The sequence below is a fragment of the Micromonospora sp. NBC_01638 genome (assembly GCF_045209745.1).
Lineage (GTDB): Bacteria > Actinomycetota > Actinomycetes > Mycobacteriales > Micromonosporaceae > Micromonospora.
Genome location: NZ_CP109273.1, coordinates 1638649 through 1660691, shown reverse-complemented (window position 1 = coordinate 1660691; position 22043 = coordinate 1638649). Strand labels below are relative to the sequence as shown.

The window sequence follows — 22043 nt, the reverse complement described above, 5'->3', positions numbered from 1 at the left end:
AAAGTGATGGTCGTCACCGGGCGGGACCGACTCTGAGCTGCACGAACGTTGATCGGCCCCATCGGTCCCGCCGTAACAAACTACGGCTGGAAGCCGTCGGGCAGGAGCCGGGCCAGGGCGCGAACGGCCCGGTACTGGAGGGCCTTGATGGCACCCTCGTTCTTGCCCATCGCCCGGGCCGTCTCGGCGACCGAGAAGCCCTGGAGGAAGCGGAGCACGATGCACTCCTGCTGCTCCGGGTTGAGCTGCTTGACGGCGGTGAGCAGCGCGACGTTGGTGATGTGCTCCACCACCGCCGCCTCCGGGCTGCCCTCCGGGCCCCGGTCCTCCCGGTCGGCGTCGAGCACGTCGCCGGTGGTGACCTCCAGCCGGTACCGGCCCGACTTGAAATGGTCCGCGACCAGGTTGCGGGCGATCGTCACCAGCCAGGCGCCGAGGTCGCGGCCCTGCCAGGTGAAGCTGCCGATCCGCTTGAGCGCGCGCAGGAAGGTGTCCGAGGTGAGGTCCTCGGCGAGTTGCCGGTTGCCGACCCGGAAGTAGACGAACCGGAACACGGTGTCCACGTATCGGTCGTAGATCAGACCGAACGCCTCGGACTCGCCGGCCTGAGCCCGCTCGATCAGCATCCAGACCTCGGTGGCCGGGTCGGACGGATCCGGGCGGCTCGGGAAGCCGGTCGGGGTGGTGGCGGTGGTGGCCGGCACTGCCGGAATGGCCGGCACTGCCGGAATGACCGCTGTTTCACCCGCAGCCGGGTCGGTGGTCACCGCTGGCGTGTCGCTGACCCGTCGACCCTGCGAAGGCATGATCGGTCGGGCCGGTACGGCGACCCGGCCGCCGGCCGGCTTCGCGTTCGCGCCGGGCACCGCGGGCCGCGGCGGCGGCTCGTTGTGGTGTGGGCGGCTGCGGATCCGATGCGCCGCGCCGTCGCCCCGCACGGCGGCGCCGTGCGAATCGTCCAGCGGGGCGCGGGCCGCTGGCCGCTCGTTGACGTGGGAGCGGGTGGGCTGACCGGTCAGGCCGGCTGGGCGTTCCGCGTAACCGAAGGTGGTCACCGAGTTGCCCCCGTCCCGTCGGTCGCCGGACGGGCCGGTCTGTGTTTCGTCGGGGCGGACCGACCGGGCAACCGGTCGGGCAGGACTGTCGCGGGAATTGCCGACGGGCGGCAATTCCCCTGGAGGTGCTGGTCCAATGCGCTCACAGGCACGGGGGCCTCCTCGGGCTGAGGGGTGTCGACTCACGGCAAATGGGGTGACCCGACCCGAGTGATGATAGGGCCAACGTCACCCGCGCGTGGCAAGTCCGTTACACAAGGCGGAAGTATTTCCCGCTCCGTCGCACCAGCGGCGGACCGGTTGTCCGTCGTGTGCGATTGACTTTCCGTCGGCCCGGTGTTCCAGGATGGATTCCCAGGTCGGAAGCGCATTGCCTGATCGGCTGGTCCGCTGCGCCGGGTGGCCGCGCGGGCGCGCCGAACCGACTGTGGACGGCGTCACCCGTCCCATCGACAGGACCTGATCGGATCGCCCGTGACACACCGGGCAGTCCCGTGAGTGGGACTGGCGCGACGCCGGCGTCCGGGCTCCGGCCCAACCGTCGGGCGTGGCCTGTCACGGCCCGCTGTGCCAGACTCGATCACCGTGCGGGACGCAGCGGCAGACCACCCCGCGTCGAACCTCGCCGACCGGGTCCGCCGGGCGGCGATCCGCACGAGGCCGAGCTGGTGCTCACCGGGGTGGCCGAGTCGGCGGTACCTGGTGTGCCGCACCCGCGGACCGGCGAGACTGTGCGGGCGTACGTGGTGCCGGCGCAGGGCCGACCGGTGACCAGCGAGGAGTTGCTCGCCCACTGCGCGCGCAACCTGGCCCGGTTCAAGTGCCCGACCCGCCGGCGATCGCCGACACCCGCACGGAGGTAACCGATGCCCAGTGACGCCCGACTTGCCCTGATCACCCGACCCGGCTGCCACCTGTGCGACGACGCCAAGGCGGCGCTCGACCGGGTGGTGGCGGTCACCGGCGACAAGTGGGTCGAGTGGGACGTCACCGGCGACGAGGGGCTGGAGCGGGAGTACGGGGACCGGCTGCCGGTGGTGATGCTCGACGGCAAGGAGCACGGCTACTGGCGGGTCGAGGAGGACCGGCTGCTGCGGGACCTGACCACGCCGCAGCTCTGAGCGCTGCCTATGGTGCTCTGATGACCCCTGCGCACCCGCACCTCGTGTGGGACTGGAACGGCACCCTGCTCAACGACCTCAGCCTGGTGGTTTCCGCCACCAACGTCGTCTTCGAGAGCCTGGGCGGGCCGACGGTGACCCCCGACGAGCACCGGGTGCGGTTCCGTAGGCCGATCGCCGAGTACTACGCCGAGGTGCTCGGGCAGGCCGTGGACGACGACGAGTTCGGCCGACTGGACCGGATCTTCCACGACGCGTACCGCAGCGGGTTGACCACCTGTGAGCTGGCTGCCGACGCGCGCACCGCGATGGCCGCCTGGCCGGGCAGTCAGAGTCTGCTCTCCATGTGGTTCCACGAGGAGCTGGTGCCGACCGTGCACACGTACGGTTTGACCAGCCACTTCACCCGGGTCGACGGCCTGCGGGCCACGGTCGGCGGCGGCCGTAAGGCCGAGTCACTTCAGCTGCACCTGGCCGAGCTGGGCGTGGACGGCACCTCGGTGGTGCTGATCGGCGACTCCATCGACGACGCGGATGCGGCGCTCGCGGTGGGCGGCGGTGCGGTGCTCTACACCGGCGGGTTCACCGATCCGGCCCGGCTGCGCGCCTCCGGTCACCCGGTGGCCGACACCCTCACCGAGGCGGTCGCCCTGGCCCGGGAGGTCAGTTCCGCAGATAGGTGAGGACGGCCAGCACCCGCCGGTGCTGCTCGGTGTCGGGCGGCAGGGTGAGCTTGGTGAAGATGTTGCGCACGTGCTTCTCCACCGCGCCGTCGCTGACCACGAGGGCGCGGGCGATGGCGGTGTTCGAGCGCCCCTCGGCCATCAGGGCGAGCACCTCACGCTCGCGGGGGGTCAGCTCGCTCAGCGGGTCGTCCCGGCGACGTCGGGCGAAGAGCTGGCCGACCACCTCCGGGTCGAGCACGGTGCCGCCGGCGGCCACCCTGCGCAGCGCGTCCAGGAACTCGTCGATCGCGGCCACCCGGTCCTTGAGCAGGTAGCCGATTCCGCCGCCGGCACCGCCGGTGGTGGCGAGCAGATCATCGGCGTACGAGACCTCGACGTACTGGGAGAGCACCAGGATCGGGGTACGCGGCACCAGCCGTCGTGCCTCCACCGCCGCCCGCAGCCCCTCGTCAGTGTGTGACGGCGGCATCCGGACGTCGACGATCGACACGTCCGGCCGGTGCTTCACCACCGCCTCGACCAGCGCGTCGCCGTCCCCGACGGCGGCCACCACCTGGTGCCCGCTTTCGGTCAGCAGCCGGACCAGCCCCTCCCGGAGCAGGACGGCGTCGTCGGCGATCACGATGCGCATGGTCGTGTTGTCTACCACGTTCGGCCCGTCGCGAGGGCGCGGCGCGGCGCCCGACTGCTCACAGCGGAAGCTCCGCGCGGATCTCGGTGGGGCCGCCGGCCGGGCTGACCACCAGCAGCTCACCGCCGGCGGCCCGGACCCGGTCGGCGATGCCGGCCAGCCCGTGCCCCTTGGCGAGGTGCGCGCCACCCTGCCCGTCGTCGCCCACCCGCACCTGGAGCTCGGCGCCCTGCCGGGCCACGGCCACCACGGCCTCGGTGGCCCTGCTGTGCTTGGCGACGTTGGTCAGCGCTTCGGACACCACGAAGTACGCGGTGTTCTCCACCGCCGGGTCGAGCCGCCCGGCCGGGGTGCCGAGCTGCGGGTCGACCTGAAGTTCGATCGGGATCAGCCCGCGGCCGGCGATCGCGGCCAGGGCGCTGGGCAGACCCCGGTCGACCAGGATCGGCGGGGCGATACCCCGGGACAGTGCCCGCAGCTCGGCGAGCGTGTCCCGGGTCTGGGTGACCGCCTCGTCGATGGTCCGGCCGGCTGCCTCCGGGTCGGAGGCGAGCTGCATCCGGGCCCGGCTGAGGTCCATCGCCAGACGGACCAGGCGCTGCTGGGGGCCGTCATGGATGTCGCGTTCCAGCCGGCGCAGCGCGGACGCCTCGGCGGACACGGCGGCCCGTTTCTGCTCCTCCAGCACGGTGATCCGGTCGCGCATCTCGGCGACCCCGGTCAGCATGGCCTTGGCGAAGCTGGCCTGGAGCAGCGCGCAGCCCCGAACCACGATCGGCAGAGTGATCAGGAAGAACACCCCGACCGCGGTGTACAAACCGATTCGGGCGGTGGTCGAGTCGCCCAGGCCGAGCAACTGCGCCAGGTCGCTGTCACCCTTGCCGTCGGCTCGGGGCAGGGCCCAGTCGTAGGCCCAGTAGAGCGAGCCGGTGATCGCGGCGGCCCACCAGACCACGGTCACCGCGAAGGTGCCCACCGCCGCGATCAGCCGCAGGATGCCGTGCGCCAGATCGAGCCAGGACTGGGCGTCCCGTATCGGCACGAAAATCCGCCGCCAGGCGTTCGCTCCCGCCTCGGGCAGCCGGTAGTGCGGCCGGATCCGGGGTTGCCGGAGCACCGCGGGCAGCCGCAGCCGCTCGATGTCGGCCAGCCCACGGGCCGCGTACAGGGTGCCGCTGAGGATTGGCAGACCGATCACCGTGACGACCAGGCCGATGCCGACCAGGAGGCCGACGACGAGGACGACGAAGCTGGCCACCGCCAGGGGCAGGCCGAGCAGCACGTACCCGGAGTCGACGAAGAGCTGGCGGGGGATGCTCGGTGCCAGGATCGGTTGGTCGCTGGTGGCGGCAACGGCGGTCATGTCTCAAAGGCTAGGCATCCGTGCTGCCCGTCCCCATCCCGAAGCCGTGCCTCTCCCCCGTAGTGCTGTCCCTACCCCTTCCGGGCCGGCCCTGTGAGGCTCGGCGCGGGATTGGTCAGAGAAGTCGGGATTGAGTAATAATCGCCCGGACGGTGGGGGTTGAGACCCGCTGGATCGATCTTGTGGAATGGAGGTGCTGGTGAGGTCGCGTGACGCAGCGGCAAGATCGCGATTTGTGCACGTCTTCACAAGCGCCTACGCTGTGACTCCGACGCGCCCTGCTAGCACAGCCGGCAACCTCGGTCGCCAGCGGGAGTCCATAAGCGGCCCACCAGCGGAGTTGGCCGAGGATCGCACCGCACGGAGTCTCATGAGTCAGCACCGTCACCCAGGCGCGCCCGGCAGCGCCGGTGCCGTACCGGCGCTCCCGGATCTGCCCGAGGCGACCGTCGCTCGGCTCCCGGAATACCTGCGCGCGCTGCACAACCTCGCCGACGCCGGGCACGAGACGGTGTCCAGCGAAGGTCTCTCCGCCTCTGCTGGCGTCAACTCCGCCAAGCTCCGCAAGGACCTCTCCCACCTCGGCTCGTACGGCACCCGGGGCGTCGGCTACGACGTCGCGCTGCTGATCGAGCAGATCGAGTTTGTGCTCGGGCTCACCCAACGCCGGGCGGTCGCCCTGGTCGGTGTGGGTAATCTCGGTCACGCTCTGGCCGGCTACGCCGGCTTCGCCGGCCGGGGCTTCCGGATCGCCGCACTGCTCGACGCCGATCCCTCCCGGGTCGGCGAGGAGATCAACGGCCTGGTAGTCCGGCATGTCAACGAGCTTCCAGCGGTCGCCGAGGCCGAATCCCTCGCGATCGGCGTGATCGCCACCCCGGCCGCCGCCGCCCAGCAGGTCGCCGACCAACTGGTCGCCGTCGGTGTGACGAGCATCCTCAACTTCGCGCCGTGCGTACTCTCGGTTCCAGAGGGGGTCGACGTGCGCAAGGTCGACCTCGCCATTGAGCTGCAGATTCTGTCCTTCCACGAGCACCGCAAGGCGTCGCTGACCGCGCTGCCCGCCACCGGCGGGTCCGCACTCACCGCTCTGCCGGGCGGGTTCGCGGCCACCGACACCCAGGAGGCGATCGGCACGTGAAACTGCTCGTTGTCGGCGCGTCCTACCGGACCGCCCCGGTCGCCATGCTGGAACAACTGGCCGTGCCGCCCGCCGACCTGACCCGCACCCTGGACCGCCTGGTCGCCCAGCCGTACGTGGCCGAGGCGGTGATCGTCTCCACCTGCAACCGGGTGGAGGTCTACGCCGCCGTGTCCGGTTTCCACGGCGGGCTCGGCGACGTCTGCGCCGTCCTGGCCGAGCAGGCCGGCAGCCCGCCGGCGGCGCTCGCCAGCCACCTGTACGTGCACTACGACACCGCCGCCGTGGACCACGTCTTCCGGGTCGCCACCGGTCTGGACTCGATGGTGGTCGGCGAGGCGCAGATCCTCGGCCAGTTGCGTGACGCGTACCACTGGGCCACCGGCACCGACTCAGCCGGCCGGCTGCTGCACGAGCTGATGCAGCAGGCGTTGCGGGTCGGCAAACGGGCCCACGCCGAGACCGGCATCGACCGGGCCGGCCAGAGCGTCGTCACCGCCGCACTGGAGCTGGCCGCCGGGCACCTCGACGGCGACCTCGCCGGCCGCCCGGCCCTGGTGGTCGGTGCCGGCGCGATGGGCTCGCTCGGGGTGGCCACGCTGTCCCGGCTGGGCGCCGGGCCGCTCACCGTCAGCAACCGGGGTGCCGAACGCGCCGTCCGGCTCGCCGAGTCGTACGGGGCGAGCGCCGCGCCGATGACCCAGCTGGCCGACACCCTCTCCACAGTGGACATCGTAGTGGCCGCCACCGCGTCCACTGAACCGGTCCTCACCCGCCCGGTGGTCAGCGCGGCGCTGACCGGACGGGACCCGGCCCGGGGCCCGCTGGTCCTGCTCGACCTGGCCGTCCCGCGCGACGTCGAGGAGGGCGTCGCAGAGCTGCCCGGCGTCGAGGTGATCGACATCGACCGGATGGCGGCGGTGCTCGCCGACGGTCCGGCGGCTGCGGACGCCGCCACCGTCGAACGGATCGTGCTGGGCGAGGTGGAGAGCTTCCTCACCTGGTTGCGGGGCGCCGACGTGGCACCCACCGTGGCCGCGCTGCGCGTCCGGGCCGACGACGTGGTCACCGCCGAGCTGCGCCGGCTGGCCCAGCGTCGCCCCGACCTCGGCGATGACCTGCGGGCCGAGGTGGCCCGCACGGTGCACCGGGTCGTGCAGCGGCTGCTGCACCAGCCCACCGTCAAGGTCCGCCAGTTGGCCGCGGAGCCCGGCGGCGACCAGTACGCAGCCCTGCTGCGCGAGCTGTTCGACCTCCAGGTGCCGCAGACCTCGCCGGTGGACACCGTCCCGGACGTGCTGACCCCCGACCTCGGCATGGCGTTTCCCGGCACCGACCCGGTGTCCGGAGCCGACGCCACCGACCCGACCCCGCCCACCGGAGGTGCGCGATGACCGCCCCCCTACGCCTCGGCACCCGGGGCAGCGCCCTGGCGATGGCCCAGTCCGGCCACGTCGCCGAGGCGCTGACCGCCGCCACCGGCCGCCCGGTCGAGCTGGTCGAGGTGATCACCGCAGGCGACCGCTCCAGCGCGCCGGTGCATCGGCTCGGCGTCGGGGTGTTCGTCTCCGCGCTGCGTGACGCGCTGACCGCCGGGGCGATCGACTTCGCGGTGCACTCCTACAAGGATCTGCCCACGGGTGCCGCCGGCGGGCTGCACATCGTGGCGGTACCGGCCCGGCAGGACCCGCGCGACGCGCTGGTCGCCCGCGGCGGCCGGACGCTCGCCGAGCTGCCGCCCGGGGCCACCATCGGCACCGGCGCGCTGCGCCGGATCGCCCAGCTGCACGCGCTCGGCCTGCAGCTGGAGGTCACCCCGATCCGCGGCAACGTGGACACCCGCCTGGCGCGGGTGCTCGGCCCCGAGGCCGACCTCGACGCCATCGTGCTCGCCCGGGCCGGGCTGGCCCGACTCGGCCGGGCCGACGTGATCACCGAGACGCTGGACCCGATGCTGATGCTGCCCGCCCCCGCCCAGGGTGCGCTGGCCGTGGAGTGCCGGGTCGACGACCAGGGCTTGGTCGAGCTGCTCGCGGTGCTCGACCACGCACCGTCGCGTTTTGCGGTCACCGCGGAACGCGCGTTTCTGGCAACCCTGGAGGCCGGGTGCAGCGCACCCGTCGCCGCCTACGCCGAACTCGCCGAAGGCGACGACGGCGATGAGATCTACCTGCGCGGGGCGGTGATCAGTCCGGACGGCACTCGTGATCTCCGGCTGTCCCGCACCGGAACGCCCGCCGATGCGGCGGAGATCGGTAAGGCACTCGCCGCCGAACTCCTCGACCTCGGCGCCGACTCGATCCTCGGCCACGAAGGACACACCGGCCCGGGGACCCAGCAATTTGGGAGCACAGAATGACCCGCACCCGTAAGCCCGTCGGCCGTATCGCGTTCGTCGGGGCCGGCCCCGGTGACCCAGGTCTGCTGACCCGTCGGGCGCATGACGCCCTGGTCGACGCCGACCAGGTGATCTACGACCGGGGAGTCCCCGAGTCGTTGCTCGCCGTCGTACGCGCCGACGCCAGGGACGATGCCGAGTTCACCCCGGCCGAAGGCGCGCCGGGGGACGTGGCGAAGGTGCTGATCTCCGCGGCCCGGTCCGGGTTGAACGCGGTGCACCTGGTCGCCGGCGACCCGTTCGGCCACGACTCGGTGGTCAAGGAGGTGCAGGCCGTGGCCCGCACCGCCGCCCACTTCGAGGTGGTGCCCGGCGTTGGCCAGGCCGAGGGCGTGGCCACCTACGCGGGCGTCCCGCTGCCGGGTGTGCGTACCGCCGCTGACGTCGAGGACGTCAGCGCGTTGGACTTCGAGGCGCTGGCCGCAGCCGTCGGGCGGGGTTCGCTCGCGCTCGCCGTGGACGCCGGTGACCTTGCCGCCGTCCGGGACGGGCTGCTCGCCGCCGGGGTCGACGGCACCACCGGCGTCGGTGTGACCGGCGACGGCACCGGCGAGACCCAGTACACGACCACGTCGACCGTGGACAGCTTCGTGGCCGCCGCGCTCGGCTTCACCGGCCGGGTGGTCCTCACCGTCGGTGTCGGGGTGGGGCAGCGCGACAAACTGAGCTGGTGGGAAAACCGCCCGCTGTACGGATGGAAGGTGCTCGTACCCCGCACGAAGGAGCAGGCCGGCGTGATGAGCGCTCGGCTGCGCGCGTACGGGGCGATCCCGTGCGAGGTGCCGACCATAGCGGTCGAGCCGCCGCGCACCCCGGCGCAGATGGAGCGGGCCGTCAAGGGCCTGGTCGACGGCCGGTACGCCTGGGTGATCTTCACGTCGGTGAATGCGGTCCGCGCGGTCTGGGAAAAGTTCGCCGAGCACGGCCTGGACGCCCGGCACTTCGGCGGCGTCAAGATCGCCTGCATCGGCGAGGCGACGGCGGACGCGGTCCGCGCGTTCGGCATCCAGCCGGAGCTGATCCCCGCCGGGGAGCAGTCCTCCGATGGGCTGCTGGCCGAGTTCTCCCCGCACGACGAGATCCTCGACCCGGTGGGCCGGGTGCTGCTTCCGCGCGCCGACATCGCCACCGAGACGCTCGCCGCCGGGCTCACCGAGCGCGGCTGGGAGGTCGACGACGTGACCGCCTACCGGACGGTGCGGGCCGCCCCGCCGCCCGCCGAGATCCGGGACGCGATCAAGTCCGGCGGGTTCGACGCGGTGCTCTTCACCTCGTCCTCCACCGTGCGCAACCTGGTCGGCATCGCCGGGAAGCCACACGCCCGGACCGTTGTTGCCGTCATCGGGCCCAAGACGGCGGAGACCGCGACGGAGTTCGGCCTGCGGGTCGACGTCCAGCCGCCGCACGCCGCGGTGCCCGACCTGGTGGAGGCGCTCGCCGCCTACGCCGTCGAGCTGCGCGAGAAGTTGGCCGCCATGCCGGCCAAGCAGCGCCGCGGCTCGAAGGTGCAGGGGCCGACCGCCCTGCGCTTCCGGTAGTCGTCTTCAGGAGGGCCTCCCATGTCGTACCCCGAGATCCGGCCCCGCCGGCTGCGCCGCACCCCGGCGATCCGCCGGCTGGTGTCCGAGACCCGGGTCGACCCGGCCGAGCTGGTCGTGCCGATGTTCGTCAAGGAGGGGCTGACCGAGCCCCGGGCCATCGCGTCGCTCCCGGGGGTGCTCCAGCACTCCCGGGACTCGCTCCGCAAGGCGGCGATCGAAGCGGTCCAGGCCGGTGTCGGCGGGATCATGCTCTTCGGCGTGCCGGAACGGCGGGACCCGACCGGCTCCGGCGGCATCGACCCGAACGGCATCCTGAACGTCGCCATCCGTGACGTGGTGGCCGAGGTGGGTGACGCCACGGTGGTGATGAGCGACCTGTGCCTGGACGAGTTCACCTCGCACGGGCACTGCGGGCTGCTCACCGGAGACGGCGAGGTCGACAACGACGCCACTCTGGCCGCGTACGCCGAGATGGCGGTGGCCCAGGCCGCCGCCGGGGTCGGCATGGTCGGGCCGTCCGGGATGATGGACGGCCAGGTCGGCGTGGTACGCCGGGCGCTCGACGCCGCCGGGCACCAGGACGTGGCCGTGCTGGCGTACGCCGCGAAGTACGCCTCCGCCTTCTACGGCCCGTTCCGCGACGCCGTGGAGTCGGCGCTGGAGGGCGACCGGCGCACCTACCAGCAGGACCCGGCCAACCTGCGCGAGTCGCTGCGCGAGGTGGCGCTCGACGTCGCCGAGGGCGCCGACCTGGTGATGGTCAAGCCGGCGCTGCCCTACCTCGACGTGGTGTCGGCGGTGCGGGCCGCGGTGGACGTTCCGGTCGCCGCCTACCAGGTCTCCGGCGAGTACGCGATGGTCGAGGCGGCCGCCGCGAACGGCTGGATCGACCGGGAGCGGGTCATGCTGGAGACGCTCACCTCGATCAAGCGGGCCGGCGCGCAGGTCATCCTCACCTACTGGGCGGTCGAGGCCGCCGGTCTGCTCCGCCAGCGCTACTGACGATCAGCGCCTGGCGGCCGCCAGGCGCTGCGGCTTCGCCCGTGCGCCTTGGGCTGCGCCCCTCCTTCCTTGGGCTGCGCCCCTGGGCTGTGCGCTGGTGTACCTCTTCTCGCCCTTTGCTCTGCTTCAACGGAGGCAACACTCAGAGCCCCGAACTGTTGCCTCCGTTGAAGCAGAGCAAAGGTGACGTGGGATGCCCTCGGTCCCCGGCTCCCACTAGTTGTCCACAGGTTTCTCCACAGGGATTGAGCCGAGCGTTCGGGTTGCGGATCGTGGTCGCATGGCTTCGGCACTCGATCCTCCTCCCTCCCTCGGCCCCACCGTCGGTCGCTTTCCCATCGCCGGCCTGGTGCGTCGGGCCCGCCGCATCAAAGGGCTGGGCCAGCGCCAGATGGCGCGATTCGCCAAGGTTTCACCCTCGACCGTGGGGAAGGTCGAGGCCGGCAACATGACACCGAGTTTGGCCGTGCTGGAGCGCCTGCTCGCTACGGCCGGGCTCTATCTGACCGTGGTGGACCAGGAGGGCCGGGTCATTCAACCAATGGCCGACCGCGATGACGTTCACGACGGCGCGGGTCGCCGTTATCCCTCGCACCTGGACACCATCCTCGACCCGGAGCAGGGGGAGTGGTGGGGGGACATTTATGGGCTGGCCCGGCCTCCGGAGACCTACCACCGCAGTTCGGCAGACCGCGAGGCGCGACGCCGACGCAGCCAGTGGGAGGTGCGGGTGGCGCAGCACCGCAACGTGCCACCCCCGCCGATCGTCCACGACTACTACTGAGCCCTCACGTTGACTGGGCCGGGCGAACGACGAGCGGCCCGCCGTCCGGGGACATCCGGACGACGGGCCGCTGACACGGCGCCTGGCGGATCAGTCGTCGTTGGTAAAGATGCCGACCGCCAGCGGATCGGCCAGCCGCAGACCGGGCACGCCGGCCACCAGCAGCGTCAGCTTCTCGTCCGACTCCCGCTTCCGGTCACCGCGCACCGTCACCGGGAAGGCCACCGACGTCTGCCCGGCGGCCAACACGCCTGGGCGAGGATCGACGTACTCCGAAATGAACAGGTCGGTGGGCGCGGCGCTGGCCGCGGTGGGTGCGACGCCGAGCGCCGTGACGGTGACGGCGGCGGCGGCGATCGCGAGCGCGGCGATTGAGCGGCGCGGGCGCAGAGGGCCTCCACGATGGGTGGATGGGTGGATGGGAGTCAACGCACGTTAAGGTGCGCGACTGTCCACCGTCCATCCCCTAATGGACAGTCTCGTGAATTTCCTCAGCGCGGCGGCGAATCGGGGCGGTGCACCAGCTCAGCGACGTCGACGCTGTATTCGCACCAGTCCCGGTCCGGCCGGTAGCCCAGCTCCGCATTGACCTTCAGCATCGCCTCGTTGGCCTGCGCGTTCCAGGTCTGCACCTCGATCAGCTCCGGCTCGGCGGAGCGCAGCTCCAACAGCATCCGGGCCTTGATCGCCCGGTCGATGCCGTAGCCCCGGTGGCCCTGCGCGACGATAGTGTCGTACTGGTCGGCGCGGGTCGGGTGCTGCGCCGGGACCACCACCTCGGTCAGACCGGCCACCTCACCGCTCTGCTCGTGCCGGGCGAGCACGATGTACGGTTTCATGCCCCGCCGGTGCAGGGTGTCGAGGCTGTCGCGCAGCCGCTCCGGGTCGTAGGAGCTGGGGCGCAGCTCACCGTCGTCGACGTCGCGCACCTCGGCCTTCGCCCGCGCGTACGCCTCGATCAGGTCGTCCGGTGGCCCACCGGGGAAGAACTCCAGGTGATAGCCCGCCCCGATGCCGGTGGCCATCTGGGCCAGCTCGGTCCAGTCGACCGCGGTCAGGTCGAGCACGCTGCGCGTCTCCACGTACTCCCGGGTGAAGCCGAGTGACTCGTAGAACCCGACGGCGGGCGTGTCGCCGACCACCTCGACCCCGATCGACTGGAAGCCCTCCTGGTAGACCCGGCGGGCGGCACGCAGGACCAGGTCACGACCGAGGCCGCTGCGCCGCGCGGACGGGTGCACCAGCACCTCGAGCACGCCGATGTCACCGAGGAGCAGCACGTGAACCTGGCCGAGCACCGCCCCCGGGTCGCCGGGGCCGGTTGGCTCGGCCTGGGCGATCCAGGAGATCCGCCGCTCGCCGGGCATCACCTCGGCGAGGTATTCGCGTAGCGAGGTCTCCCGCCAGGGCGGGTCCTGCGGCAGATCAGCCGCCAGGACCGCGTTCAGCGTGACCAACAGCGACGCGATCTCGGCGGACGACGCGGTCCTGGGGTCCCACTCGCGCACCATCACCCGTCTAGCTTGCCGCTAACAGCTGCCCGGGGGAAGTGTCCAGTTCTCCAACGTATCGAGACGATCACTTCACAGGCGACTGGCCCGTCCGTACCGGTTCGCGGTGTCGTAGACGTCCTGGGCGTACCGCCGCACATCGTTGTAGGACAGGATCGCGTTCCACCAGTCGCCCGCGATGCTCAGGTTGCGGCCGCCCTTGCAGAGGTAGTTTCCTGCTGCCAGGGCGGCGTCGTCCAGGTCGTGCGGGTCCTTGACCCCGTCGTTGTCCGCGTCCGCCCCGATTTCCTGCCAGGTGGTCGGGATGAACTGCATCGGCCCGATCGCGCGGTCGAGGGTCGTGTCCCCGTCGAGCAGCCCACGGTCGGTGTCGATGATCCGCATCCGGCCGTCCTTTCCGTCCAACGGCAACCCGATGATCTTCGGCAGCGCCTTGCCGTCCTGCCCCAGCCGCGCGCCGTTGGCCGAGCCGTGCCCCGACTCAACCTGGCCGATCGCGGCCAGCGTGGTCCAGCTCAGCGCGCAGCTGCGATTGGTCTGGGCGAGCACCAGCTCGGCATAGCCGTACGCCTGCATGGCGGCTGGGGGGACGCTGACCTTGGCGCCGACCTGCTGAGCCCAGCCGGCCAGGGCGTCCGACGGCCGGACCCCGGTCCCCGCCCCGATGGGAGGCCCGGTCGGCAGCCCGTTGGTGGGCAGCCCGCCGCCGGGCACCGGGCCGGTCGGAACTGGCCAGGTGGGCAACGGGCCGGTGGGTAGGCCGGACGGCACCGTTGGTGGTGCGGCTGCGGTCGGCGCGGCCGAGGAGTCGGCCGCGACCGGGCGTGGTGCGCGGATCGTGGCTGGCACGAGCAGCGCGCCCGCCGCGGCGGTCGCGGCCACCAGCGCCAGCAGGAAGACGCCGGGCAGGGTGAGCCGACCGCTCGGCCGACGAGCCCAGGCGCGGGTCGCGCGGGCGGCGGTCGCCGCTGCCTGACGCGGCGGCAGCCGTAGCGCGTGCGCGAACTGCACCCGCCGTCGCCGGGTGGGTTCGGACGCCGGCACGACCGGCATTTCGTCCACGGTGGTCTTCGCCGGATCCACGGCGCCGGACATGGTGACGGTCTTCGCCTCGTCGGCCGGCGCGTCGGCGCTCAACCAGGGGCGGCGGGGGCGGGGCACCGCGCGCACCGGATCGGGCGCGGACCCCGAGCCTTCGAGTGGCCCGTCCAGCGGCGCGGCCGGTCGTAACGGTTTCACACGCGTGTCGTCCTCGCCGTCCACCACCCGTCGAGTATCACCCATGCTCCGCCGAACGTCAGATCCACGTACCCTGGGTTCCATGCCCCGGTACGAGTTCCGCTGCCGCGCTTGCGGCGACACCTTTGAGGTCAACCGTTCGATGGCGGCGGCCGGCGAGCCCGCCACCTGCCCGCAGGGACACGCCGACACGGTCAAGCTGCTCTCCGCGGTTGCGGTGACCGGGCGTGGTGGTGCCGCCGGTGGTGCCCCGGCACCCGCCGGTGGTGGCTGTTGCGGCGGCGCCTGCGGCTGCTGATCGGGCCAAGTCACGGCCGCCTGGTGGGCTGTCCTTGCCGGGAGCGGGTCCGAGTGGCACCTTGAGGCGGCACCTGCCCGGCCGTTCTCACGATGCGTGATCGCTCGGACTCAGGCAGCATGAATCCGACGTCACGGGCGGAGGTCACGCATGTCGCCACGGATCCAGCTCCCGAGCGGTTGGGTGACCTTCGTGTTCACCGACATCGAGGGCTCGACCCGGCTGGCCCAGCTACTCGGCCCGGACTACCGGCCGGTGCTCGCCGAGCACCGGCGGTTGCTGCGCCGGACGCTGGCCAGCACGGGTGGCGCGGAGCTGCTGACCGAGGGCGACTCGTTCTTCCTGGCCTTCGAGGACGCGGCGGCGGCGCTGACCGCGTGCCTGACAGCCCAGCGGGCGCTGTCCAGCCACGAATGGCCCACCAGCGAAGCCGCACCCCGGGTGCGGATGGGCCTGCACACCGGCTACGCCGAGCCGCGCGACGGCGAGTACGTCAGCCCCGAGGTGCACCGGGCCGCCCGGGTGGCCGCCGCCGCGCACGGCGGGCAGGTGCTCTGTTCCGCGTCCACCGCACGTCGGGCCGAGCCGCTGCCTCCCGGTGCGGCACTGCTCGACCTGGGCCTGCACCGCCTGCGTGGCTTCGACGACCGGGAACGACTGTTCCAACTTGTCGCGCCGGGCCTGGAGCGGCAGTTCCCCCGGCCCCGCACCGCCGACGCGGTGGCGCACAACCTGCCGACCCAGGTGACCTCGTTCGTTGGTCGCCGGGCCGAGCGCGTCGAGTTGAGTCTGCTGGTGGAACAGCACCGCCTGGTCACAGTGCTGGGCGCGGGTGGCGCGGGCAAGACACGGCTCGCGGTGGAGTTGGCGAGCGGGGTGGTCGAGGCGTACCCGGATGGGGTCTGGTTCGTCGACATCGCTGCGGTGACCGACCCGGGGCTGGTGGCCTTCGCGATCGCCGCGGTGCTCGGCCTGCGACCCGAGCCGGGACGGCCGATGCTGGACACCCTTGTCGAGTACGCTGCCGGCCGCCGCATGCTGGTCGTGCTGGACACCTGCGACACCCAACCGGCCGCCTGTGCGGAGGTGATCGCGCGGTTGCTGTCCGGCGGGAGCGGCGTGCGGGTCATCGCGACCAGTCGTGAATCGTTCAGCCTGCCCGGTGAGGTGGTGTGGCGGATCCCGCCGCTCTCGGTCGACCCGCGGGCGGACGGCGCGGAGAGCGACGCCGTGGCGCTGCTGCTGGACCGAACGGCGGCGGCGCGCGGCGGCCGGAAACCGGACCCCGCCGAGTCGGCCGATCTGCGCCGAGTGGTGCAGAGGCTGGACGGGTTGCCGCTCGCCATCGAGTTGGCCGCCGCCCGGCTGCGGGTGCTCTCTGTCGGCCAGCTCGCCGAGCGACTGGACGACGTGCTCGGCACATTGGACGCCGGCCGGGAGGACCCGGAGCCGCCACCGGTGGAGCGGGGTTGGTCCGGCAACCAGCAGGACACCGTGGACCTGGTCGCCGCGGCGGCCGGGGCGACGCCGCCCACCCCGGCGAGCAGGGCGGTGCAGCGTTCGGCCACCGAGCGGCACCTGACCATGCAGGCCACCGTCACCTGGTCGTACCGGACGCTGGGGCCTCGGGCCGCCCGACTGCTGCGGTGGCTGGCGATCTTTGCCGGGCCGGTGGACCTGGAAACGGTGGAGTGGCTGCTGGGCGACGACCCACTAGATCCACTCTCGGTGCTGGTGGACAAGTCGATGGTGTTGGCGGAGCCGCGTGCTGCCGGCAGCACCTACCGGATGCTCGACCCCATCCGGGCGTACGCGGCGCGGCGGTTGGTCGAGGTGGGTGAGGAGCAGGCCGCCCGGGACCGGCACGTGGCCTGGTCGGCGCATGCACTGAACCGGGCACACCTGGGTCAGGACGGCCGGCCGGTGACGCTGTCGCTGTATGCCCTCGACCCACTGGCCGGGGAGCTGCGCGCGGCGCTGCGGTGGTGCGCCACCGGCGGCAGCGCCCGTGCCGGTCTCGGCCTGGCTGGTGGCCTGGACCAGTGGTGGCTTGAGCGGGGCCTGGCCCGGGAGGGGCGGCTGTGGCTGTTCCGGTTGTACGGGCGTCTCGCTGAAACGGGTGAGCGGATCCCGGAAGCGGAGCTGGCGGCGGTCTACCACATGCACTCGCTGCATGCCGGCGCGGACGGCGAGTTCGCCGAGGAGTTGCGCTACTCCCAGCGGGCGGAGGCGGCCGCCCGGCAGGCCGGTGATGCCGGGCTGCTGGCCCGGGTGCTCGCGGGCAGAGCCGCGCCGTTGGTCGACATGGGGCAGTTCGTCGAGGCCGAGCGGGTGTGCCGGGAGGTCATCGACTGGGCGCACGGGCAGGACGTGGTCGGTGAAGTGCTGTTCGCGGTGTTCAGCCTGGCCGAGCTGCTCTGGCGGCGGGGCGCCTCGGAGGAGGCGGCGGACCTGCTGGGGGCGGTCCGGCCGGTGGAGGCGGCCCGGCCGGTCGAGCGCGGCCGGCGCTCGGTGGACATGCTGCTCGGGATGGTCGCGTTGGCCCGGGGCGACGTGGTCGCCGCACATGAGCACCTGCTGGTGGCGCTGCGCTCCCGGATGGGCCACGGCTACCACGGCCGGGCGTGCGACACGTTGAACGCGATCGCGGTGCGCTGCGCGATCGGCGGGGATCGGTTGACCGCCGCCCGCCTGTTCGGGGCGGCGCAGGCCACCCGGGCGAGCATGCGGGCGACCCCGGGCATCTACGGCGGCTACTGGGCCGAGCAGCAGGCCGAGTTGCGTGCGGTGCTGGGTGACGCGGCCTTCGACGACGCGTACGGCGAGGGTGCCGAGTTGGGCTTGGACGAGGCCGCCGCGCTGGCGCTCGACGTGGAACATCCGGACCTGGCGGCTGATTCGACCCGCTTCAGCACGGGCCTGTCCCAGCCAACCCCCCGCCGTCCCGCCGATCCGGACCGCCACCCAGCCACCCGCACCGAACGCGCCTAACCCAACCCCAATCCCCACCCACCCCCCCTCGTTGTTGATCATGAAGTTATTGCCCGTCGGCGCGGCGTGTCGCAGCAATAACTTCATGATCAACGGGCGGGGTGGGGGCGGGGTGGGGGTGGGGGTGGGGGTGGGGTTTAGGCGCGGGTGGCGGCTGCGCGTTCGGCGTCGGCCTTCATTCGGGCGGCACGGTCGATGTCGGCCTGCTGTACGGCCGCCACTGAACCGAAGATGCTGACCGCCTGGTAGTAGGTCCAGGCCAGGCTGTAGCAGGCCGGTCGGACGACCGCGTTGTACGTGGTGCAGACGCGCTTCAGGTCCTCGTAGAAGGCGCTGTCCAGTCGGGACTTGTTGGCCGAGAACTGGCCGACGGCCTTGTAGTTGCGGTAGCCGAAGTCGTGTCGGTAACAGCCCAGGTTGAAGGTGAACCCGAGCGGGTTGTCCGGGCTCGACGAGCAGTAGTCGGTGGACCAGTCGAAGTTGTATTCGGCCCAGGGGGCCCGGTTGACCCGGGCGCTGTTCCAGGAGTTGTAGCTGGACGCGCTGGTCTGGGTCCAGCTGGACAGCACCGACAGCCGCTGGGCGGGGGTGACGGCGGCGGCGGGGGAGGCGATGGCGAGGGTGGCGAGCAGCGCGAGCGCGCCCGAGGCGAGCAGGGTGGCGAGACGTCGGGGCACGGGTGACCTCCGCGGGAGTGGGCGGGTGGGACGGAAGTTACCGGCGGGTTACCGGATGTCGATGAGTCTCGATCAACTGATCAACTGGACGGTATGCGTCGCGCCAACTATTGGTGACATACGTCGAAACAGACGAATGCCCCGGGTGCGCGGGGCACCCGGGGCATCCGGCGAGAAAGGGACGGGTCAGCGCAGGACGAAGGCCGGCGGGCTGGCCGGGCTCTCGTTGGCCGACCGGTCCAGGGCGGTCAGCTGGTAGGTGTAGCGCCGTCCGGGCTCGGCCGTGTTGTCCACCCAGGACTGCACTCCACCGGGCACGGCCCGGACGGTGTCGACCAGATGCGCGGCGTCCGCCGTACCACACCGACCAGGCAGCGTGGTGCCGTCGAACCGGTAGATCGCGTACGAGGTGGCGGTGCCGAGTGGCCCGACGCCGTCAGCCGGTTGGTGCCAGGTGAGCCGTACCCCGTCGGCCTGCCGTACCGCCTTGGTGACAACCGGGAAAAGCAGCGGCTTCGCCGGGAGGTGCGGCATGCTCGGCACGAGCGCTGGGCGGGAGTAGTGCTCGGCGGCGTAGATGTCGGTGGCGCCGAGCCGGTTGGCCCGCACCTGGACGGCGGAGAAGTGCACGTTGCCCTGCACCTCCGGGTACGCCCGGTTGAGCGTCAGGTGGTCGGACAGCTCACTCGGGTTCTGCCAGAACGGCCCGTACGTCGGATCGCCGCTCTTGTAGTCGGCCTGCCCGATGTAGAGCTGCACGCGGGTGCCGCGCACCGTCTCGGCCCACCACGGCACGAGCCGCGCGTAGTCGGCCGCCGGGTACTGGCCGATGTACCAGTAGAGCTGCGGCACCACGTAGTCGATCCACTCCTGCTTGACCCAGGTGCGGGTGTCCGCGGAGATGATGTCGTACGACTGGCTGCCGGTGGTGTCCGAGCCGAGCGGGTCGGCGGTCTTGTTGCGCCAGATGCCGAACGGGCTGACCCCGAACTTCACCCACGGCTTCGCGGCCTTGATCTTGCCGTTCATCCCCTGGATCAGCAGGTTGATGTTGTCCCGCCGCCAGTCCGCCCGATCGGTGAAGCCCCGGTTGTAAGCCGCGAAGGTGGCGTCGTCCGGCACCTGGTAACTGCCGCTCGGGTAGGGGTAGAAGTAGTCGTCGAAGTGCACCCCGTCGATGTCGTACCGGCTGACCGCGTCCATCATTGCGGTCTGCACGAACTCGCGGACCTCGGGGATGCCGGGGTTGTAGTAGAGCCGGCTGCCGGCCACGCCGGCCGGCGGGTACGCGAAGGTCCAGTCGGGGTGCTGCTGGGCCGGGTGGCCGGGGGCAAGCTGGGTGAGGTCCGCGCCAGCACCGCCGGGTGCCGGCATGGAGACACGGTACGGGTTGAACCAGGCGTGGAATTCCAGGTTCCGCTTGTGCGACTCGTCGACCAGGAAGGCCAGCGGATCCCAGCCCGGGTCCTGTCCATGGACGCCGGTCAGGTACTCCGACCAGGGCTCGTACGGCGAGGGCCAGAGCGCGTCGGCGGTAGGTCGGACCTGCACTACGACGGCGTTGTGGTGCAGTCGCTCGGCGAGGTCGAGCAGCTCCCGATACTCGGCCTGCTGAGCGGCGACCTGGTTCGGGCTGGTCTGGGACGCCTTGCTGGGCCAGTCGATGTTGACCACCGACGAGATCCACATGGCCCGGAACTGCCGCTTGGGCGTGGCCGGGTCGGTGGTGCAGGTGGCGGTGGTGGTGCCGCCCGCGCTGGGGGCGGCGCTCGCGGGGGTGACGGTGACGAGCGTGCCGAGCAGGGCTGCGACCAGCCCGGCGGCTCCGAGGCGAGTTGCCTTCATGCGGTGTGTCCCTTCGGTGGGGCTCCCGGTTGATCGGCGCGGCACCCTCGGCAAGATTCGCCGGTGGCTATCTGCCGCAGGTAGAAAATTTTCACACTCGGATCGTTACCGCAAGGGGGCGCGTCCGATCAACCCGCGAGTCGACCGCCGGCAGTTGAGCCGCGCAAGGGCCGCACCGGCGTGATCGCGCTGGCCGTTCCGGAACTCGACATTCCGTACTTCGCCGAGCTGGCTCGCTACGTGGTCACCGCCGCCGCCGAGTGCGGCTGGACGGTGCTGATCGACTAGGCCGGCGGTCGGCGCGAGCAGGAACGGGTGATCGCCTCCGGCATCACCGACCATCTGCCGGCGTTGACCATGAAGTTATTGCCACCGAAGACGGCGTTTCGTGGCAATAGCTTCATGATCAACAGGGGCGACGTGGGTGGGGGTGGGTGGGGGTTAGTCGAAGAAGCGGGCTAGGTGGGACTGCGGAGCGGGGTCGGCGTTGGGTGGGAGTGGGGTCAGGTCGGCGAAGATCGAGGCACCGTCGCAGCCAGCGTGCAATGGGTACCACCGCGGGGTGCCCGCTGGCCGGCCCTGGCAGATCCCCTTGAACGTCTGCACGTCCAACAGTCGGACGTGGGTCGGGTCGGCAACAGCGTTCACGTGCCCCCACCAGGGGCTCATCACATGCAGTACGCCACCCGGACGAAGAACCCGGTGGCACTCGTCCACCAGCGGCAGGAAGTCGATCAGGTGCTCCAGGATGTGCACCGCGAAGAGGACGTCCACCGAGTTGTCGGCGAGCGGTAGCGAGCCCGACAGGTCAGCGACCGCGTTCACCCCCGGCGCCGGGTAGATGTCCAGCCCCAGGTTGCTCGACCACTGCTTGGTCGGCCCGCAACCGAGGTCCACGACCACCGGCGCCCGCCCACCGATGCCAACCCGGCACCAGACGCCGTAGACGCCGGCCAGCCGCCCCACCACATCACTGACCAGCCGCAACTCGGCGGGTTCGGCGACGTCCCCGCTCAGATGGGCCACCCCCCGGTCGAACCGCACCTCGACCGCCAGGCCCCGCAGCCGGTCATCGTGCCGGACCTGGTCCGCCCACGCGTGAGCGAGGAATTCGTCGATCGCCCGCAGCCGGTCGGCCGAGGGCTGAGTCTGCGCCAAAGCGACCATTCGGGCCACCTCCCGCCGCGCGTTACCCGCATTCGCGCCTGATATGCGGACCGGTCGGCCTCGTCGCCTGGGCGGGCGTGGCCGGTGGGTGGGCGTGTCGCAGGATCCGGGGCTTGGCCGCAATGAGCGTGATGCCGGTGAGGCATCAAAATGACTCACAGGCATCAGGCTCAACAGAAACACCGGGCCCGCGCAAGCGCCGCAAAGGGCCCGCGCCGGAGCGGCAAGGGCCGCGTCGGCAGAGGGCACCCGGAGCGGTCGAGTCAGCCCGAGAAGGTGCGGCGACCCCCGCGCACCCGCTGGCGGGGTGGCGGGTCAGAGGGTTTCGGCCGCTTCAGGTGGTAACGGTGCAACTCGTGATGGCCGGGCAGGGACGGGTCCTCGCTCATCGCGACCAACTCCCAGCCCTGGTCGCCGGCCCGGTTCAGGTGGGCCAGTGAGGTGTCGCCGTACGGCGTCACGTCGACCATCGAGCCGTCCGGGCCGTACCAGACGAAGACGACCTCCCAGCCGAGGTCGTTGGTCGCCGCCTGGCGGCGGCGGACCAGCAGGGCGTACTCCCACTTGAGCATGACGTCATTCTCACCCCGGGC

The 22043-nt window shown here is 71.7% G+C and carries 21 protein-coding genes; 11 read left to right on the top strand and 10 right to left on the bottom strand.

Annotated features, from left to right (window positions below):
- Nucleotides 1-80: 80 nt before the first annotated feature.
- Nucleotides 81-1055, bottom strand: coding sequence for an ECF subfamily RNA polymerase sigma factor, BldN family (locus OG811_RS07790; RefSeq protein ID WP_406072988.1), 975 nt, complete (start codon nucleotides 1053-1055; stop codon nucleotides 81-83).
- Nucleotides 1056-1723: 668 nt separating this feature from the next.
- Between OG811_RS07790 and OG811_RS07785 the strand changes: the two genes are divergently transcribed.
- Genes OG811_RS07785 through OG811_RS07775 form a run of 3 tightly spaced genes read left to right on the top strand, consistent with a single transcriptional unit; the run spans nucleotide 1724 to nucleotide 2859 of the window.
- The gene (locus OG811_RS07785; protein WP_406072987.1) at nucleotides 1724-1918 is read left to right on the top strand and encodes an AMP-binding enzyme; all 195 of its coding nucleotides are present in this window, start codon (nucleotides 1724-1726) and stop codon (nucleotides 1916-1918) included.
- Between the two features lie 3 nt (nucleotides 1919-1921).
- Complete coding sequence (locus OG811_RS07780) at nucleotides 1922-2176, top strand: glutaredoxin family protein (RefSeq protein WP_406072986.1); 255 nt, start codon at nucleotides 1922-1924, stop codon at nucleotides 2174-2176.
- A 20-nt stretch (nucleotides 2177-2196) separates the two neighbouring features.
- The gene (locus OG811_RS07775) at nucleotides 2197-2859 is read left to right on the top strand and encodes an HAD family hydrolase (RefSeq protein WP_406072985.1); all 663 of its coding nucleotides are present in this window, start codon (nucleotides 2197-2199) and stop codon (nucleotides 2857-2859) included.
- Here OG811_RS07775 and OG811_RS07770 read toward each other — a convergent pair.
- Together OG811_RS07770 and OG811_RS07765 are read right to left on the bottom strand one after the other, a co-directional pair.
- Entirely contained in the window at nucleotides 2840-3493 is a 654-nt protein-coding gene (locus tag OG811_RS07770) for a response regulator transcription factor (RefSeq protein ID WP_406072984.1), read from the bottom strand. The two genes, OG811_RS07775 and OG811_RS07770, sit on opposite strands and share 20 nt — an antisense overlap.
- A 58-nt stretch (nucleotides 3494-3551) precedes the next feature.
- The gene (locus OG811_RS07765) at nucleotides 3552-4856 is read right to left on the bottom strand and encodes a sensor histidine kinase (RefSeq protein WP_406072983.1); all 1305 of its coding nucleotides are present in this window, start codon (nucleotides 4854-4856) and stop codon (nucleotides 3552-3554) included.
- 370 nt (nucleotides 4857-5226) lie between these two features.
- On the opposite strand from OG811_RS07765, the gene OG811_RS07760 reads away from it, so the two are divergent.
- From OG811_RS07760 to OG811_RS07735, 6 genes are all read left to right on the top strand, one after another.
- The gene (locus OG811_RS07760) at nucleotides 5227-5997 is read left to right on the top strand and encodes a redox-sensing transcriptional repressor Rex (RefSeq protein ID WP_406072982.1); all 771 of its coding nucleotides are present in this window, start codon (nucleotides 5227-5229) and stop codon (nucleotides 5995-5997) included.
- Nucleotides 5994-7391: a glutamyl-tRNA reductase gene (locus OG811_RS07755; RefSeq protein ID WP_406072981.1), complete on the top strand. Its 1398-nt coding sequence runs from the start codon at nucleotides 5994-5996 to the stop codon at nucleotides 7389-7391. Before OG811_RS07760 ends, OG811_RS07755 begins: the two co-directional genes overlap by 4 nt.
- Entirely contained in the window at nucleotides 7388-8356 is a 969-nt protein-coding gene (gene hemC, locus OG811_RS07750; RefSeq protein WP_406072980.1) for a hydroxymethylbilane synthase, read from the top strand. The genes OG811_RS07755 and hemC overlap by 4 nt, the downstream gene beginning before the upstream one ends.
- On the top strand, nucleotides 8353-9933 hold the full coding sequence (locus OG811_RS07745) for a uroporphyrinogen-III synthase (protein WP_406072979.1): 1581 nt from the start codon (nucleotides 8353-8355) through the stop codon (nucleotides 9931-9933). The genes hemC and OG811_RS07745 overlap by 4 nt, the downstream gene beginning before the upstream one ends.
- Before the next feature lie 21 nt (nucleotides 9934-9954).
- A complete protein-coding gene (gene hemB / locus OG811_RS07740) occupies nucleotides 9955-10938 on the top strand; it encodes a porphobilinogen synthase (RefSeq protein ID WP_406072978.1) in 984 nt (327 codons plus the stop codon).
- Nucleotides 10939-11218: 280 nt separating this feature from the next.
- Nucleotides 11219-11722 (top strand): multiprotein-bridging factor 1 family protein, encoded by a 504-nt coding sequence (locus OG811_RS07735; RefSeq protein ID WP_406072977.1) that lies wholly within the window; start codon nucleotides 11219-11221, stop codon nucleotides 11720-11722.
- A gap of 90 nt (nucleotides 11723-11812) precedes the next feature.
- Here the strand turns inward: OG811_RS07735 and OG811_RS07730 are convergent, their stop codons facing one another.
- The 3 genes from OG811_RS07730 to OG811_RS07720 form a co-directional block, all read right to left on the bottom strand.
- Entirely contained in the window at nucleotides 11813-12151 is a 339-nt protein-coding gene (locus OG811_RS07730) for a hypothetical protein (RefSeq protein ID WP_406072976.1), read from the bottom strand.
- 62 nt (nucleotides 12152-12213) lie between these two features.
- Nucleotides 12214-13233, bottom strand: a complete 1020-nt coding sequence (locus OG811_RS07725) for a GNAT family N-acetyltransferase (protein ID WP_406075580.1) — start codon at nucleotides 13231-13233, stop codon at nucleotides 12214-12216.
- 72 nt (nucleotides 13234-13305) lie between these two features.
- Complete coding sequence (locus OG811_RS07720; RefSeq protein WP_406075579.1) at nucleotides 13306-14499, bottom strand: lytic transglycosylase domain-containing protein; 1194 nt, start codon at nucleotides 14497-14499, stop codon at nucleotides 13306-13308.
- Nucleotides 14500-14554: 55 nt separating this feature from the next.
- Between OG811_RS07720 and OG811_RS07715 the strand changes: the two genes are divergently transcribed.
- Both OG811_RS07715 and OG811_RS07710 read left to right on the top strand, forming a co-directional pair.
- Nucleotides 14555-14770 (top strand): zinc ribbon domain-containing protein, encoded by a 216-nt coding sequence (locus OG811_RS07715; RefSeq protein ID WP_272613711.1) that lies wholly within the window; start codon nucleotides 14555-14557, stop codon nucleotides 14768-14770.
- A gap of 150 nt (nucleotides 14771-14920) precedes the next feature.
- Nucleotides 14921-17761 carry an ATP-binding protein gene (locus OG811_RS07710; RefSeq protein WP_406072975.1) on the top strand — a complete coding sequence of 947 codons (2841 nt, stop codon included), beginning with the start codon at nucleotides 14921-14923 and terminating at the stop codon, nucleotides 17759-17761.
- A 137-nt stretch (nucleotides 17762-17898) separates the two neighbouring features.
- Here OG811_RS07710 and OG811_RS07705 read toward each other — a convergent pair whose 3' ends face one another.
- The 4 genes from OG811_RS07705 to OG811_RS07690 all read right to left on the bottom strand — a co-directional run bounded on the left by OG811_RS07705 (nucleotide 17899) and on the right by OG811_RS07690 (nucleotide 22022).
- Nucleotides 17899-18438: a phospholipase gene (locus tag OG811_RS07705; protein WP_406072974.1), complete on the bottom strand. Its 540-nt coding sequence runs from the start codon at nucleotides 18436-18438 to the stop codon at nucleotides 17899-17901.
- A 186-nt stretch (nucleotides 18439-18624) separates the two neighbouring features.
- Nucleotides 18625-20283 (bottom strand): glycoside hydrolase family 10 protein, encoded by a 1659-nt coding sequence (locus OG811_RS07700; RefSeq protein WP_406072973.1) that lies wholly within the window; start codon nucleotides 20281-20283, stop codon nucleotides 18625-18627.
- A gap of 441 nt (nucleotides 20284-20724) precedes the next feature.
- Complete coding sequence (locus OG811_RS07695; RefSeq protein ID WP_406072972.1) at nucleotides 20725-21450, bottom strand: methyltransferase domain-containing protein; 726 nt, start codon at nucleotides 21448-21450, stop codon at nucleotides 20725-20727.
- Between the two features lie 263 nt (nucleotides 21451-21713).
- On the bottom strand, nucleotides 21714-22022 hold the full coding sequence (locus OG811_RS07690) for a hypothetical protein (protein WP_406072971.1): 309 nt from the start codon (nucleotides 22020-22022) through the stop codon (nucleotides 21714-21716).
- Nucleotides 22023-22043: the final 21 nt, after the last annotated feature.